The sequence below is a fragment of the Pseudarthrobacter sp. TAF60_1 genome (assembly GCF_052113505.1).
In the GTDB taxonomy this organism is placed as follows: Bacteria; Actinomycetota; Actinomycetes; order Actinomycetales; family Micrococcaceae; genus Arthrobacter.
Genome location: NZ_JBFRDI010000012.1, coordinates 84,917 through 100,418, shown reverse-complemented (window position 1 = coordinate 100,418; position 15,502 = coordinate 84,917). Strand labels below are relative to the sequence as shown.

14 protein-coding genes and 1 tRNA gene are annotated in these 15,502 nt (G+C 64.4%); 9 read left to right on the top strand and 6 right to left on the bottom strand.

From position 1 onward, the window contains the following. Window positions 1–61: 61 nt before the first annotated feature. Window positions 62–844 (top strand): DeoR/GlpR family DNA-binding transcription regulator, encoded by a 783-nt coding sequence (locus AB4Y73_RS14490; RefSeq protein ID WP_441872576.1) that lies wholly within the window; start codon window positions 62–64, stop codon window positions 842–844. A 135-nt stretch (window positions 845–979) separates the two neighbouring features. Beyond that, complete coding sequence (aroQ, locus tag AB4Y73_RS14485; RefSeq protein WP_441872575.1) at window positions 980–1,474, top strand: type II 3-dehydroquinate dehydratase; 495 nt, start codon at window positions 980–982, stop codon at window positions 1,472–1,474. A gap of 28 nt (window positions 1,475–1,502) precedes the next feature. On the opposite strand, the gene AB4Y73_RS14480 is transcribed toward aroQ, so the two are convergent. Beyond that, on the bottom strand, window positions 1,503–2,687 hold the full coding sequence (locus AB4Y73_RS14480) for a MarP family serine protease (RefSeq protein ID WP_441872574.1): 1,185 nt from the start codon (window positions 2,685–2,687) through the stop codon (window positions 1,503–1,505). A 254-nt stretch (window positions 2,688–2,941) separates the two neighbouring features. On the opposite strand from AB4Y73_RS14480, the gene AB4Y73_RS14475 reads away from it, so the two are divergent. Next, on the top strand, window positions 2,942–3,619 hold the full coding sequence (locus AB4Y73_RS14475) for a Crp/Fnr family transcriptional regulator (protein WP_123254700.1): 678 nt from the start codon (window positions 2,942–2,944) through the stop codon (window positions 3,617–3,619). 303 nt (window positions 3,620–3,922) lie between these two features. On the opposite strand, the gene AB4Y73_RS14470 is transcribed toward AB4Y73_RS14475, so the two are convergent. From AB4Y73_RS14470 to AB4Y73_RS14460, 3 genes are read right to left on the bottom strand one after another with little or no spacing between them, the layout of a single operon-like run. Further along, window positions 3,923–4,834 (bottom strand): NUDIX hydrolase, encoded by a 912-nt coding sequence (locus tag AB4Y73_RS14470; protein ID WP_441872573.1) that lies wholly within the window; start codon window positions 4,832–4,834, stop codon window positions 3,923–3,925. 17 nt (window positions 4,835–4,851) lie between these two features. Further along, window positions 4,852–5,385: a RidA family protein gene (locus AB4Y73_RS14465; protein ID WP_441872572.1), complete on the bottom strand. Its 534-nt coding sequence runs from the start codon at window positions 5,383–5,385 to the stop codon at window positions 4,852–4,854. 2 nt (window positions 5,386–5,387) lie between these two features. After that, complete coding sequence (locus AB4Y73_RS14460) at window positions 5,388–5,543, bottom strand: DUF4177 domain-containing protein (RefSeq protein WP_011693223.1); 156 nt, start codon at window positions 5,541–5,543, stop codon at window positions 5,388–5,390. Between the two features lie 37 nt (window positions 5,544–5,580). Between AB4Y73_RS14460 and AB4Y73_RS14455 the strand changes: the two genes are divergently transcribed. The 5 genes from AB4Y73_RS14455 (at window position 5,581) to AB4Y73_RS14435 (ending at window position 12,737) form a co-directional block, all read left to right on the top strand. Then, complete coding sequence (locus tag AB4Y73_RS14455; protein WP_441872571.1) at window positions 5,581–7,872, top strand: transglycosylase domain-containing protein; 2,292 nt, start codon at window positions 5,581–5,583, stop codon at window positions 7,870–7,872. Between the two features lie 6 nt (window positions 7,873–7,878). Further along, window positions 7,879–8,820 (top strand): metallophosphoesterase, encoded by a 942-nt coding sequence (locus tag AB4Y73_RS14450; RefSeq protein WP_441872570.1) that lies wholly within the window; start codon window positions 7,879–7,881, stop codon window positions 8,818–8,820. 94 nt (window positions 8,821–8,914) lie between these two features. Continuing rightward, on the top strand, window positions 8,915–10,729 hold the full coding sequence (locus AB4Y73_RS14445; RefSeq protein ID WP_441872569.1) for an ABC transporter ATP-binding protein: 1,815 nt from the start codon (window positions 8,915–8,917) through the stop codon (window positions 10,727–10,729). Further along, window positions 10,726–12,579, top strand: a complete 1,854-nt coding sequence (locus AB4Y73_RS14440) for an ABC transporter ATP-binding protein (protein ID WP_441872568.1) — start codon at window positions 10,726–10,728, stop codon at window positions 12,577–12,579. Before AB4Y73_RS14445 ends, AB4Y73_RS14440 begins: the two co-directional genes overlap by 4 nt. An 81-nt stretch (window positions 12,580–12,660) precedes the next feature. Next, window positions 12,661–12,737 (top strand) — tRNA-Pro (locus AB4Y73_RS14435). Window positions 12,738–12,893: 156 nt separating this feature from the next. On the opposite strand, the gene AB4Y73_RS14430 is transcribed toward AB4Y73_RS14435, so the two are convergent. Then, the gene (locus tag AB4Y73_RS14430) at window positions 12,894–13,121 is read right to left on the bottom strand and encodes a hypothetical protein (protein WP_441872567.1); all 228 of its coding nucleotides are present in this window, start codon (window positions 13,119–13,121) and stop codon (window positions 12,894–12,896) included. A gap of 130 nt (window positions 13,122–13,251) precedes the next feature. On the opposite strand from AB4Y73_RS14430, the gene AB4Y73_RS14425 reads away from it, so the two are divergent. Then, window positions 13,252–14,526, top strand: coding sequence for a helix-turn-helix domain-containing protein (locus AB4Y73_RS14425; RefSeq protein ID WP_441872566.1), 1,275 nt, complete (start codon window positions 13,252–13,254; stop codon window positions 14,524–14,526). 28 nt (window positions 14,527–14,554) lie between these two features. Here AB4Y73_RS14425 and AB4Y73_RS14420 read toward each other — a convergent pair whose 3' ends face one another. Next, the gene (locus AB4Y73_RS14420) at window positions 14,555–15,502 is read right to left on the bottom strand and encodes a phosphoribosylaminoimidazolesuccinocarboxamide synthase (protein ID WP_441872565.1); all 948 of its coding nucleotides are present in this window, start codon (window positions 15,500–15,502) and stop codon (window positions 14,555–14,557) included.

The window sequence follows — 15,502 nt, the reverse complement described above, 5'->3', positions numbered from 1 at the left end:
GCGCGGGGTAGGTACCCCTACACTTGTTGCAGCCCAGTCCCCCGGCTTGAAGGATTTTTCGATGCTTGCTGCTGCACGCCACGAAGCGATTGTGAGCGCCGTTCAGCGGGAGCGGGTTGTTCGGGTCTCTGACTTGGCTCAGCAGTTGGGGGTTTCGCTGATGACTGTGCGGCGGGACATTGAGTTGCTGGAGGAAGGCGGGCGGCTGGAGCGCATCCACGGCGGCGCCAAGCTTCCCGGCGATGTCAGCACGCACGAGCCGGGCTTTGAACTCAAGTCCACCCAATTGACGGCTGAGAAACGAGCGATTGCCTTGGCGGCGGCCGGCTTGGTCCACGAAGGCATGGCCGTGGGATTCAGCGCCGGAACCACCACTTGGGCTCTTGCCAAGGAACTGGTCAACGGTCCGCGGATCACCGTGGTCACCAACTCCGTGCGCATCGCCGACGTTTTCCACCACGCGTCCCCCGGCCCGGCCCGGTTTGCCTCCACGGTGATTCTCATCGGGGGCGAACGCACGCCGTCGGACGCATTGGTAGGACCCATTGCTACGGCGGCGCTGAGGCAGTTGCACCTGGACGTGCTGTTCCTGGGCGTGCACGGCATGGACGCTGATGCCGGCTTTACCACCCCGAATCTTCTGGAAGCCGAGACGGACCGCGCATTTGTGACGGCGGCGCGGAAGGTGGTGGTTTTGGCCGACCACACCAAATGGGGGCTTCAGGGCATCAGCACCATCGCGGCCCTGGACGAAGCGGACGAAGTCATCAGCGACGCACGCCTGGGCGCGGACGCGCAACGGATCCTCGGGGAGCGCGTCGGCAAGGTCCGGATCGCGGCCTAGGAAGCCTGTTTTCCTTCGTCGTGTCGGATTCTGCGCCATCATTCACGTGCCGCAGTCCGCGGGCGCCGGAAATCCGGTCCTGTGGACCCGGCCGGCCCGAATGATCGTGCAGAATGCGGCGGGTAGATTGGAGCCATGACTGATGCCGCTTCCCCCGCCTCCGACTCCACTTCTCCCGCTGGCCACGACGCCAGCCGGCGCGGCACTATCCTGGTGATCAACGGCCCCAACCTCAACCTGCTGGGGACGCGCGAGCCGGAAAAATACGGCACCTCAACGCTCGCCGACGTCGAACGGCTTGCCGCCAACGCCGCTGAGGCCCACGGGTTCGACGTTGAATGCGTCCAGTCCAACCACGAGGGCGTCCTGCTGGACGTCATCCACGCGGCCCGCACCAACGCCGTCGGCATCGTCCTGAACGCGGGTGCCTTCACCCACACGTCAGTTGCACTGCGCGACGCCCTGGCCGCGGTGCAGCTGCCCGCCGTCGAAGTGCACATCACCAACGTGCATCAGCGTGAGGAATTCCGCCACCACTCCTACCTGTCGCCGGTATGCGCAGCGGTGATCGTGGGAGCCGGCGTGTTCGGGTACAAGCTCGCCATCGACTACCTGGCCGAAGCCCTTTAACTCAGGCCCGCCGGTTCCGAGTGGGCTGCTACTTCTGGATGCACTGCCCCGAGGAAACGGGCGAACTGAAGCCGGCAGCCTGCGATGCCACCGGATAGAGGTCATCCATAGTGATAGCGAAGCCCATTTCGGCGTCGGAGGTTGCCTTGGCGAAGATGACGCCGGCCACCTGGCCGTCCGTAGTCAGAAGCGGTCCGCCGGAGTTCCCGGGCTGGACGTCCCCGGCCAGCCGGTAAATGTTCTCAGGGGCCGGGTTCTGTCCATAGATATCGGGCACCAGGACCGAGGCGATGTCCTGGACAGTGGCGGGGTTGGACTTGAACGGACCGCCGTGGGGATAGCCGGCGAAGGCAGCCTGGCTGCCGTTTGGAAGGTCCGACGTCAGGGCCAGCGGTTCGGACGGCAAGCCGTCGACAGCCAGCACGGCGACGTCGTGCCGGGTGTCGAAATAGACCACGCGCCCGGGCATCGCTCCGCCGTTGGGGATCTCCACCACCGGCTGCGACACGCCCGCCACCACATGGGCGTTGGTCACAACCCGTCCGGGGGAAACCACGAAGCCGGTGCCGGTCTGGTTCTGGCCGCACTGATAGGCCGTTCCGGCGATTTTCAGGACCGATTCGCCTGCCCGGTTCAGGGCCGGCGTGTTAGTGCTGGCATTAGGCACGGACACTTGAGGCCCCTGGCCAAGGCCTTCAATCAGCGTGGGGATGCCGTTGCCGATCACCGTCGAACGCAGCTGCGCGAGGCTGGCCTTCACCGGCACTGGCGTCAGTCCGTCGATGTAGCGGATCACCTTGGACTCGGCCAGCTGCTGCGACACAAAGGGAACGCCAAGGGAGCTGACGCTGAACGCGAGCATGGACATCACCAGTGCTGACACCACCACATTGACGGCGCCCCCGACCAGGCGGTCCACCGCGCGCAGTGGCTGGACCCGCACGGCGCCGCGGATCTGCCGCCCGATCATGGTCCCCAAGCCATGCCCCGTGGCCATCAGTACGACGGCGGCGGCCACGATGGCGGTCAACCTCCACCCGGAGTCGTCCACGAACTCGCTGACCAACGGTACTGCAAAGAAGGCAGCCACGGCGCCCGCGGCGAAACCCGCGATCCCGCCGAGCGTGACCAGGAAGCCGTTGCGCAGGCCATAGATCAGGTAGGACAGCAGTGCCAGGATCAGCGCCAGGTCCAGAACGGTCAAGCCAAACACTGACGCTCCTCTAATACGGTTGAGTCCCAATTCTAGTGCCGTCCACTGACATTCTTCGCTGGGGTGCCCGAGGCTGATGGATGCCGCCGCTCCACGAGGTAAAAGCTGCTCCCACAGCCACCGGCACAGCTACCGGCTGGCCTGCGTCAACGCATCCAGCGGCGTTTCCGCTGCCAAGTACGTCACAGAACGTTGAAAATTCTGAAACAATGGCAAAAGCGCCACAGCCGACACTTTTTTATATGGGAGATTTCATGGACATCGAGGTACTGCGCCGAGCACCACTATTCGCCACGCTTGACGACGAAGCATTCCGGTTGCTGACCGATGAGCTGACTGAGGTGGACCTTTCCCGCGGTGCATCGGTATTCCGCGAGGGCGACCAGGGTGATCAGCTCTACTTCATCGTCTCCGGCAAGGTGAAGTTGGGCCGCACGTCCCCCGACGGGCGCGAATCCCTGCTGGCCATCCTTGGGCCGGGTGAGCTGTTCGGCGAGATGGCCCTGTTCGATCCCAGCCCCCGCACGGCCACTGCCACTGCGGTCTCCGAGACCCGCCTCGCGGGCCTGAAGAACGAGAGCCTTAACGGGCTGCTCCGGACCCGCCCCGAGGTTTCAGCGCAGCTGCTGCAGGCTCTGGCCCGCCGGCTGCGCCGCACCAATGATTCGCTGTCTGACCTGGTCTTCTCCGACGTCCCGGGCCGTGTGGCCAAGGCACTCCTGGACCTGGCTGACCGCTTCGGCCGCCCGGCGACCGACGGCGTCCTGGTGGCCCACGAGCTCACACAGGAAGAACTGGCCCAGCTGGTTGGCGCGTCCCGCGAGACGGTCAACAAGGCTCTTGCAGAGTTCGTCCAGCGCGGCTGGCTCCGCCTCGAAGCCCGCGCCGTGGTCATCCTGGACATGCAGCGCCTCCGCCAGCGCTCCCGCTAAGACTCATCAGATAGACACGCACGAAGGCCGGCCCCGAGACAATCGGAGCCGGCCTTCTTTGCGCCCCCAACCACCGACGCTCTCTCAGTTAATGTGCTCAAACGACGAACGCTCTCTCACTCTCCTCAAGAGAGTGAGAGAGCGTCGCCCAAATACCCACGTTAAGTGAGAGAGCGTAGGGGGCCGGCCGCGGGAGTCAGCGAGCGGACCGAAAACGGGGATCCGGCAGCGTGCGTCAGAGCGAAGAAGGAGCAGCCCGCAGAGGATCGCCGTTTTCGGTCCGCGGACCCACCAGATCGGAGGCTAGCGTTCGCGCTGGGGGTCTCCGGCTACTGTCTTGGCCGCTTCGACTTCAAGCATCAACTTGCCGTCCTCTTCCACGAGCTTCGGCTGATAGACGTGGGGCTTCCGCTTGTAGCTGAGGTAGGCGATGCAGCCGTTCGCGGCGGCCATCTTTTCGAGCATGATCTCCGAGCCCGGCACCAGGAGCTGGCCGAGGGTGAGCCCGACGGTGTTCTCCCGGCCCACCTCATCCCCCAGGGCGGTGGTGTCGCGTTCGGCGATGGCTTTGGTGGCGCAAACCCAGCGGCCCCAGACGCCTTTGCCCTCCAGCAGGCTGGGCTGCTGGTTCATGGGCACCGTGGCGGCGAAGTACCGGGTGTCGAAGCGGCGGTGGGCGAAGTCCGGGCTGCGCCAGTTGACCAGCGGTTTCAGCAGGTCCGTCCGGACCGAGAGTCCACGCTTGGCGAGCAGCTCGGTGAAGGTCTTCTCCTGGTCGGCGACGGCCACCCGGATCTTCATCCATTCGTGGCTGGACGTGCCCTCGACAGTATTGGACATGTCCGGACCAGCCAGGAGCACCCCGGTTTCCTCAAAGAGTTCGCGGATGGCGCCCACCACGTGGCGGCGCGCCAGCCCGACGTCGGCCGTTCCCAGTTGCTCAGCCCAATGCTGCGGTGACGGGCCCAGCCAGCCGACGGCGTCGTTGTCGGACGCCTCCAGAGAACCCCCCGGGAAGGCGAGAACGCCGAGCGGCGAGGAGCCTGGCCGGTATCCCAACCAGGTCTCCAGGCCGGTGGGCGAATCGCGGAGGAGCACCACTGAGGATGCCAGGCGGGCGGCACGCGGAGTCCGCTCGCCGTGTTCGAACCAGCTTCGGGCCGCCCCTTCAAGCTCAGGAGGGAGGGCGAACAAGCGTCTGGCAAGCTGAGGCAATTGAGTGAACCGGTTCCTTAGCTGAATTCAGCGATCAGTTCGACCTCGACCGGAGAGTCGAGCGGAAGAACCGAGACGCCGACGGCGGAACGGGCGTGCTGCCCGGCGTCGCCAAACACCTGGCCCAGGAGCTCGGACGCACCGTTGATGACGCCCGGCTGGCCGGTGAAGGACGGGTCCGACGAAACGAAGCCCACCACCTTGACGATGCGTGTGATGCGGTCAAGGTCACCTATGACGCTCTTCACGGCGGCCAGCGCGTTGACCGCGCACACGGCGGCGTAGGCTTTTGCGGCCTCAGGGGACACCGTGGGCTCGTCGGAAGTGCCCTCAGTGCCGGTGGAAACTTTGCCGGTTGCTTCGAGTTTGCCGTTAATAAACGGCAACTGCCCGGACGTGTAGACGTGGCTGCCGGTGATGACCGCCGGCACGTAGGCGGCCACCGGGGCGGCCACCTCCGGAAGGGTCAGGCCCAGCTCGGCAAGCCGCTGCTCGACGGCGGAAATAGGCGCCTCTGCCGCGCCGGACGTGGTCTCTGCGGACGTGCTCATTGCTACTGCTTCTCCCTCTTGAGGTAGGCAACCAGGCCGTTGCCGTCCGGTCCGGTGACTACCTGGACGAGCTCCCAGCCATCCTCTCCCCACTGGTCCAAGATCTGCTTTGTGGCGTGAATAATGAGCGGAATCGTCGCATACTCCCATTTGGTCATGAGAGAAAGACTAGTCCTTGCCGGTAAAGTGGAAAACATGGTGACTCGTAAGAACCCCATTTTCGACACGGCCACTACCCTCGGAAAGATTTTTGGCTTCCTTGGCGTGAGCGCTATTTGTGGTGTCCTGGTGGCGGGCCTGTTGGTTCCGGCGGCGGCTGTTTCAGGCAGCGCGGCGAGCGGTTCGATCGACTTCTTCGACACCCTTCCGGCGGAACTGAAGGTGGATCCGCCCAACCAGACCACCCGGATCCTGGCAGCGGACGGCAGCCAGATCGCCAGCGTCTACTCAGAGAACCGCACCAAGGTCAGCCTGGACCAGATTTCGCCGTTCATGAAGAAAGCCGTCATCGCGGTGGAGGACAGCCGGTTCTATGATCACGGCGGCGTGGACACCACCGGCATCATGCGCGCCTTGGTGGCCACTGCCCGGGGCAACAAGCAGGGTGCTTCCACCATCACCCAGCAGTACGTCAACAACGTCCTCAACGCCAACCTCGCAGCCGAGGGCAATGAAGAGGCCATCAAGCTCAATGGCGTCAATAAGGGCGTTGGCGACAAACTGCGCGAGATGAAGCTTTCCATTGCCTTGGAAAAGGAGTTCTCAAAGGATCAGATCCTGGAGGGCTACCTGAACATTGTCTTCTTCAACCGTGACGCCTACGGCATTGAGGCCGCGTCCAAGTTCTTCTTCAGCACCACAGCCAAAGACCTCACGCTCCCGCAGGCCGCGCTCCTTGCGGGCCTGGTGAACAGCCCGTCAGCCTTCGACCCGATCACCAACCCGGAGAACTCGAAGGCCCGCCGCGACCTCGTTCTGGGCCTGATGCTGAACCAGAACAAGATCACCCAGGCCGAACACGACGCCGCCGTGGCGACTCCGGTTGAGACCAAGGTGACTCCGGCCCGCCAGGGCTGCGCCTATGCGTCCACCGCCCCGTACTTCTGCGACTACGTGCTCCACCTGCTGGAGAACAACCCGGCCTACGGCGCCGACATCAAGGAGCGCCAGCGGCTCATCTATGGTGGCGGCCTGACCATCACCACCACGTTGGATCCCGCGGCCCAGGCAGTGGCCCAGGAGCAGGCGAACGCCTCAGCGGGCGCCAACCCGGACAAGTGGGGGGCCGCAATGGTCTCCGTGCAGCCCAACACGGGCAAGATCATCACGATGGCGCAGAACACCACGTTCCTGCCCGGCGACGGCAAGTTTGATTCCCAGGTGAACTTCAATGTGGATCAGCTGGACAAGAACGGCAACGACCTCAACGGCATGGGCGGCGCGCAGCCCGGGTCCACCATGAAGCCGTTCACGTTCGCGGAATGGTTGAACGAGGGCAAAACCATGAACACCGTGGTCAACGCAGCGCAGCGCCGGTACCCGCTGAACTTCCCATGGAAAAACACCTGCGGCAAGGTCACGGGAGCTTACAACACCGCCGAAAAAGCGCTGGGTGCGGCCGATGACCTGCAAAACGCCGAACCCCAGTGGTACCGGCCCCTGACGGTGCTGGAGGGCCTGTACAACTCCATTAATACGGTGACGTTTGCCACCGCGGCCCAGCTGGACTTCTGTGGAATCCAGAAGGTTGTGGACGGCGTGGGGCTGCACAGCGGCCTGCCGTCGGCCGACGGTGACCCGAACCCCAAGATCGACATGTCCACCTTGGGCAACCTGCTCGGTTCCACCCAGACCTCCCCGCTGACCATGGCCAGCGCGTTCGCGACGTTCGCGAACGATGGAAAGTACTGTGAACCCATCGCCATCGCGTCGGTAACCGACAATGCCGGCAAGAACCTGCCGGCCCAGTCGACGGCTTGCCGGGACGCGATTAAGCCTGAAGTTGCGCGCGGCGTGAACTACGCACTTCAGGAAGTCCTCAACCGCGGGTCCGGCTCTCTGATCCAGCCACGGATCTCCACCAAGACGAGCTTCCCGATCGGCGCCAAGACGGGTACGTCCAATAACAACGGGTCCACCTGGGTGGTGGGCCACACCACTGGCTTGGCCACGGCGGCGTGGTATGGCGATCCATTGGGCGCACAGAGCCGGTCAGGCCAGAATGTGACCATCAACGGCAAGTTCTACCAGGGCATTGACGGTTACATGATTGCGGGCCCCATGTTCTCCAACTTCATGTCCAAGATCGCCCCGGCGTACGGCACCAACCCGTTCCCCGCACCGCCGACAAACATGGTCAACGGCACCACCACCCGCACGCCCAGCGCGCCCAACGCGCCCGTGACCACGCCGTCGTCCCCGGCCCCCGCCCCGGCACCTTCAGCACCAGCCACGAACGGCCCGGGCAACAGCGACAAGAAGGGCTAGCCAGCAATGGCTATCAGTCCTGACTTGGCCGGCCGCGTTCGAACCATCGGGCGCGGCTTCGCCGTCACCGCCGCCGCCGGCACCGCGGCGGGCCTTGGCACGTTCGGATACGGGCTGTGGGAAAAGAACCAGTTTGTCCTGCGCGAGGAAACACTTCCCATCCTGCCTCCCGGTCAGGCCCCCTTCCGGGTGCTTCACCTGAGCGATATCCACTTCGTCCCCGGCCAGGACACGAAGGCCCGGTGGCTTGAGTCGCTTGCAGCGCTGAAGCCGGACCTGGTGGTCAACACCGGCGACAACCTGAGCCATGTCAAAGCCGTGGACCCCCTCCTCAAGGCATTGCGCCCGCTGATGGAGTTCCCCGGCGTGTTCGTGCCGGGTTCCAACGACTACTACGCCCCCACCCCGAAGAACCCCGCGTCCTACCTGCGGGGGCCCTCGAAGGCCAGGCCCAAGCCAGTCGAATTGGATTGGCCACGGCTGCGGTCCGGTTTCGGCATGGCCGGCTGGGTGGACCTCACCAACCGGCACCAGTCAGTGGTGCTGAGCGGGATCCGCTTCGACTTCTCCGGCGTGGACGATCCGCACCTGAACCGGGAGCGTTATGCCGGCTGGCCCCGCGGCACCCGCAACCAGGACCAGGATCCGCACCTCCGTGTGGCCGTCATCCATGCCCCCTACCAGCGGGTGCTGGACCACTTCACCGAGGCCGGCGCGGACCTGCTCCTCGCAGGCCACACGCACGGCGGCCAGCTGTGCATCCCCGGTTACGGCGCGCTCGTGGCCAACTGCGACATCCCCACGTGGCGGGCCAAGGGCCTCCATGACTGGGAAAGTGATGGATGTACGACGCCGGTGAACGTCTCGGGCGGCATCGGCACCTCCCGTTTCGCCCCCATCCGTATCGCCTGCAAACCAGAGGCCGTGCTGCTGACCCTCACCTCCTGAGGCCAATGCCAAGCCTGCTGTGAATCAGCTCACGCAATAACATAGGGTAGTTGCTACGGGAAACTACATTCGTTTTATAGCTTGAGAAGCGGGCATGGCCAAGCAGACCTCATTTTTCAGATCCATCAGCCGTCTTTATCCCCACGTCAGGCCGATCCTCCCCCGGCTGGTGCTGGGACTGATCAGCGCCCTGCTGGCCAGCCTGGTTGCGCTAACCATTCCCCAGGTGCTGCGCGTCCTCATCAATGAGTCACTGAAACCCGGTGGTGCCCAGGACGCCGTCTGGACTGCCGCCGTCGTCATCCTGCTCTTGGGCGTCGCCGAGGCCGTCCTGGTGGCGCTTCGGCGGCAGTTCGTGATCAACCCGGCCACCACAGTGGAAACCCGGATGCGGGTATCCCTCTACGGGCACCTGCAGAACCTGACGGTGTCCTTCCACGACCGCTGGGGGTCCGGCCAGCTGCTCTCCCGCGCCATGACGGACCTGAACTTCCTGCGCCGCTGGATGGCCTTTGGTGCGATCATGCTGGTGGTCACTACCCTCACCGTGGTGATCGGCATTGTGGTGATGTTCTCCATGAGCTGGCAGCTGGCGCTGATCTTCATGGCCGCCGCGGTGCCCATCATGGCTTACAGCTTCCGGTTCCGGACCCGCTTCAGCAAAGTGGCGCGCCGCAGCCAGGATCAGGCCGGCGACCTCGCCACCACTGTGGAGGAGTCCGTTCACGGGATCCGCGTACTGAAGGCATTCGGCCGCAGCCGCGAAGCCCTGGAGAACTTCAACGAGCAGGCCGAGGAGCTGCGGCAGACCGAAATCGCCAAGGCCAAACACCAGGCGACCTTCACCATGGTGGTCACGCTGCTCCCGGAACTCGCACTGGGCGCCGGGCTGGTGGTGGGGGTGACGCTGTGCGCCAGCGGCCAGCTGAGCATCGGCGCCCTGGTGGCGTTCTTCGCCACTGCCGCGGTGGTGGCCACACCGGTGGAATTCTCCGGAATGCTGCTGGCCATGGCGCTGACGGCCAAGACCGCCATTGACCGACACTTCGAGGTGATGGATTCGGTCAACACCATCACCAGTCCCCCGGCCCCGCGCAAGCCCTCGGACCCCAAGGGCGCGCTCAGCTTCAACAACGCCACCTTCGCGTTCGAGGACGCGCCGGACAAGCCCATCCTCACGGACATCAACCTGGCGGTCCGGCCGGGCGAAACCATGGCGCTGGTGGGCATCACCGGCAGCGGCAAGAGTGCGCTGATCCAGCTGGTCCCGCGCCTGTACGACGTCACGGCCGGTTCCATCACCATCGATGGCGTGGACCTGCGCGAGTTCGACGTCGCGGAGCTTCGGCGCATGGTGGCTGTCGCGTTCGAAGACACCACCCTGTTCTCCAGCTCCGTCCGGGACAACGTCCTCCTGGGGGCAACGGACCGGTCCGAAGAAGCGTTGGACGAAGCGCTGGACGTGGCGCAGGCGCACTTCGCGTACTCGCTGCCGGAAGGCGTGGACACGCTCATCGGCGAGGAAGGCCTGAGCCTGTCCGGCGGGCAGCGCCAACGGATCGCTCTCGCCCGGGCCATCGCGGCGCGGCCCCGCGTGCTGGTGCTGGATGACCCCCTCTCCGCCCTCGACGTGCACACCGAGGAGCTGGTGGAGACCCGGCTCCGTACGGTCCTGAAGGACACCACCACGCTGATCGTTGCGCACCGCCCGTCCACCGTGGCCTTGGCCGACCGGGTGGCGCTGCTCGAGGAAGGCCGAATCGCCGCCGTCGGAACCCATACGGAACTGCTGGCGCACAATCCCCACTACCGCTACGTCATTGCCAGCCTCGACCCCCAACCACGGGACCTGGATACGGAACTGTCCGAGCTTGAGGAAGCGGCAGACGCAGAGGAAATCACCCGATGAGCAACGCAACCTTCGGCACCGCCAACGAGGACAACGCCCACCTCAGCAAGGCGGAAAGCAAAACCGTCCGACGGCGGTCTCTCGCGTTGCTTGCCAAGCTGATCCGTCCGGTTCGGCTCAGGTTCTGGCTGACCATCGCCACGGTGGTCCTTTCCCAGGCCGCCCGTGTGGCTGGGCCTGCGCTGATCGCCTTCGGCATCGACCACGCCCTCCCGGCCCTACAGGCAGGGGACAACCTCCCGCTGGTACTCACCGGCGTGGCCTACCTGCTCGCGGCGATCGCGACGGCGGGACTCACCTCCTTGTACGTCACCTCCACGGCGCGGCTCAGCCAGGCCATGCTGCTGGACCTTCGCGTTCGGGTGTTCCGGCACACCCAGCGGCTGAGCCTGGAATTCCACGAGAAATACACGTCGGGCCGCATCATTGCCCGGCAGACCTCGGACCTGGAGGCCCTGCGGGAACTGTTGGACTCCGGTGTCAGCTCGCTCGCTTCGGGCCTGCTGTTCATGATCTTCACCGCCATCACGGTGTTTGCCCTGGACTGGCGCAGCGGGTTGATTGTCCTGGCTGCCGGTGTGCCCATGTTCTTCCTGGCGCGCTGGTACCAGAAGCACTCCCAGATCGCATTCCGTGAATCGCGCGTTGTGTCCGCCCGGCTGATTGTGCACTTTGTGGAAACCATGACCGGGATCCGCGCCGTGAAGGCGTTCCGCAAGGAACAGGAGAACGCTGAGGAGTACGGCCAGCTGTCCGAGGACTACCGGCGCGTTACAGTGCGCTCCATCAACCTCAACGGCATTTTCCAGCCCGGCCTGGTGCTGATAGGCAACGTCTGCGTGGCTGTGGTCCTGCTGTTCGGCGGCTTCCGGGTGCTGGGCGGGGATCTGGCGGTGGGCGTGCTGCTGGCTCTGATGTTGTCCACCAAGCGCTTCTTCCAGCCGGTGGACCAGATGGCGATGTTCTACAACTCGTTCCAAAGCGCGCAGGCAGCCCTGGAGAAGGTGTCCGGGCTGCTGGAGGAGGTCCCCACAGTCCGCCCGCCCAAGAACGCTGTGGAGCTTCGCGATGCCAGGGGCACGGTGGACTTCAAGGGCGTCGAGTTCCGCTACGGTGACGGGCCCGTGGTCATCCCCACGATGGACCTGCACATCCCCGCCGGTCAGACCGTGGCCCTGGTGGGCCAGACCGGTGCCGGGAAGTCCACCCTGGCGAAGCTGATCGCCCGCTTCTACGACGTCTCCTCGGGTTCCCTGACCCTGGACGGTGTGGACCTCCGCAGCCTCAGCACCACAGACCTGCGGCGGAACATCGTGATGGTCACGCAGGAGGCGTTCCTGTTCAGCGGCTCCGTGGCGGACAACATTGCCCTGGGCCGGCCGGAGGCCTCCCGCGACGAGATTGAGGGTGCCGCGCGTGCCGTGGGCGCGCACGACTTCATCACCCACCTCCCCGAGGGCTACGACACCGACGTCAACAAACGTGGCGGCCGTGTTTCCTCGGGGCAGCGGCAGCTGATCAGTTTCGCACGGGCGTTCCTGGCCCGGCCCGCCGTGCTGATCCTCGATGAGGCCACCTCCTCCCTGGATATCCCTTCCGAGCGTTTGGTTCAGAACGGACTGGCGCGGCTCCTGCGGGGAACGTCCGACGGCGGCACTCCGGCAAGTGCCTCGGGTTCACGCCGGACGGCGCTGATCATCGCCCACCGGCTCTCCACCGTGGAGACTGCCGACCGGGTACTGGTGGTCCACGACGGCCGGATTGTCGAGGACGGTACGCCAGCGGATCTGATTGGCGGTGGCGGACGGTTCGCGGATCTCCACGGCGCTTGGAAAGACTCTCTGGTCTGAGTTCTGGGTGCTGCCGGTGGGGGCCGATTTCGCATCCGGGCAGGCATCCGTTATTCTTGTAAAGTTGCTTTTGCAGCGGATCGGGATGTGGCGCAGCTTGGTAGCGCGCGTCGTTCGGGACGACGAGGTCGCAGGTTCAAATCCTGTCATCCCGACCATTTGAGAAGAGGGTCTCCCCAGGGAGGCCCTCTTTTTGCATGTCCTGACTTCCCGGCCTGCGGACAAAAAGCCGGAGGACAAGTAGCCGAGGGCAAAGAAATAGCCCCGAAGCATGGAAACCATGCTTCGGGGCTAACGCCTCCGGAAAGGATTTCTTACATCGGGTTGGGCCAGTTACCGCTGAGCGTGGTGTACGTGGTGCCCGTACCCGTAGTGCTCTTATCACCCTTCACCTTTGCAGACATGGGATTCGGCCAGTTACCGCTGGCAACAGCTACACCCGTGTTATCTGAAATGGAACCTGCGGACAGGACTGCTGGGGCGGCTGCAGAGAATGCAAGGGCGCCGGCTAGGACGGCGGCTGCCGCTATCTTCTTGAACATGTGAGTTCCTCAATACGAGTCGGATTCGTTACAAAGTCAGCACGTCCTTGTTGACACTTATTGTAAAATGGATCCCACAGGGCCTGTCAAGCTTTGCGTACAAAGACGGTCCGGAATAAGGAGGGATCCCGTGGGTAATGGTTTCGGGGAAAAGCTTCGAGCGGAGCGACTTGAGCGCGGGATGACTCAAGCTGAACTCGGCAAGAACCTGTATTCCCCCAGCTACATTTCGCTCCTTGAGACCGGCCGCCGCGAGCCCACCGCCGAGGTAATCGACGAACTCGCCCGCCGATTGGAATTGGCGCCCAAGGCTTTGGAAGCCTGGAGCCAGCCCATCTCGGTCAGCGACGCTGAATATGTCCTTGCTGGCCTCTACGCCCGCCAGGCATGGGACCTCCGCGACTACGAGCTTGCCGCCAGCCATGCCGCCACGGCTGCAAAGATTGCCCTCGAAGGAAAGAACACCAGCGCCTGGTGGAATATGACCTACATGCAGGCCGAGTGCCTGGTGCGGCACGGTGATCTGTTGGAGTGCCAGCGGATCACCGAACGCCTTATCGAGCACCCGATGGCCAGGGAATCCGTGGGCCTCGGGGTTCGTGCCCGCCAAATGCTTGCAGCCGTGTTGCAGCGCCAGGGTCAATTGTCAGCCGCTGTAGACGAAGCGATGGAAGCCATGAAGCTGTCCGAGCAGCTGCCTCCAAGTTCCACCATTATTACCGGCGCCTTGCGGGTCCTCATCGGGGCTCTGGCAGAAAGTGGTCGCCTGAACGAGGCATGGACATACTGCCAGCAGCTCGTCGCCCAGGTTGATGAGAATACGAATGCTCAGCTTGCGGGTGAAGTCGCCTGGGTAGTGGGCAACGTGGCCTTCATGCGGCACGACTACGCAGAGGGAGTCAAGGAACACGAACGTGCCGCGAAGCTGCTTTCCCCGGCCAATGACATCGAAATGTGGGCCCGGTTCAACAAAGCGTCGGCTGCCGTACGGCTTCAGGCCGGCATCGTGGAACCTGAGACGCTGGCCTCGATCGAACGGGCCGAGCTTGCTTTTTCCATCGTCTACGAAATGAAGAGCGATGAGCTCGAAGTCGCCTTCATCCGTGCCCGCTGGTTGTACCTCACCGGCGACATCGTTGCCGCTATCAACAAACTGCGCGACATCCACGCCCAGCGCGAGGCTCTCGCCAAGCACACGGCCGGCGAGGTTTCCCTGCTTTTGGGCAAGTCACTCAAAGCGGCGGGGGAAGCTGACGAAGCCCTTGTGTACCTGCAGGAAGCACAGAAGGCGTTCAGCTCCGCCGGAGCCCAGGATCTCGTCCAGCAGTCCCTGGACGCGATCCTGGAAATCAGGTTGTCCCAGGAGCGGGCTGCCGCCACCGCGAAGAACTCCAAGGCCAGCTGACGCCGGCAGCGGCCAGGCCGGAGGCGGCTTAGGCGAACGTCCGGCCGGTCAGCTTCTCGTAGGCCTCAACGTAGCGGCTCCGGGTACGGGCCACCACGTCCTCGGGCAATGCGGGCGGAGGCGTGTCCGAGTTCTTGTCCCAGCTTGATTCGGCCGAGGTCAGCCAGTCGCGGACATACTGCTTGTCGTAGGACGGCTGCGCCTGCCCGGGCTGGTACGTGGCGGCGTCCCAGAAGCGGGACGAATCCGGTGTGAGGACCTCGTCGCCGAGGACAATTGAACCGGAGACGGCGTCGTAGCCAAACTCCACCTTTGTGTCAGCCAGGATGATGCCGCGTTCACGGGCAATCTTTTCCGCAGTGGAGTAAATCTTCAAGGTAAGTTCACTCAGCCGCCCCGCGATGTCATCGCCCACCATGCCCACCACGGCGTCGTAGGTGATGTTTTCATCGTGGTGGCCCACCTCGGCCTTGGCGGACGGCGTGAAGATGGGCTTTTCAAGCCGTGAACCGTCCACCAGGCCCTCGGGCAGGGGGATGTCGCAGACCGTGCCGGATGCCTTGTACTCCAGAAAACCGGTGCCGGTGAGGTAGCCGCGGGCGATGCACTCCACGGGGAACATGTCCAGGTTCTTGCAGATCATGGCCCGGCCTTCCACGGCCGCGGGCACTCCGCCTTCCACGGTGGACGCCAGCACGTGGTGCTCCACGTCCAGCTGGTCAAACCACCAGAGGCTCAGCTGGGTCAGGATGCGGCCCTTGTCCGGGATTTCACTCGCCAGGACATGGTCGTAGGCGCTGATGCGGTCGCTGGCCACCACCAGGACACAGTCCTGGCCAACCTGCTCGCGGACGGAGTCGTCCGCAGGTTCGTACAAGTCGCGGACCTTGCCGGAATAGATGTGCTTCCAGCCGGCCAGGTCAAGGGTTGCCGTGCGCAGGCCGCGCTGGGGTTCCTGGGCGGGAGTCTCAGTCAT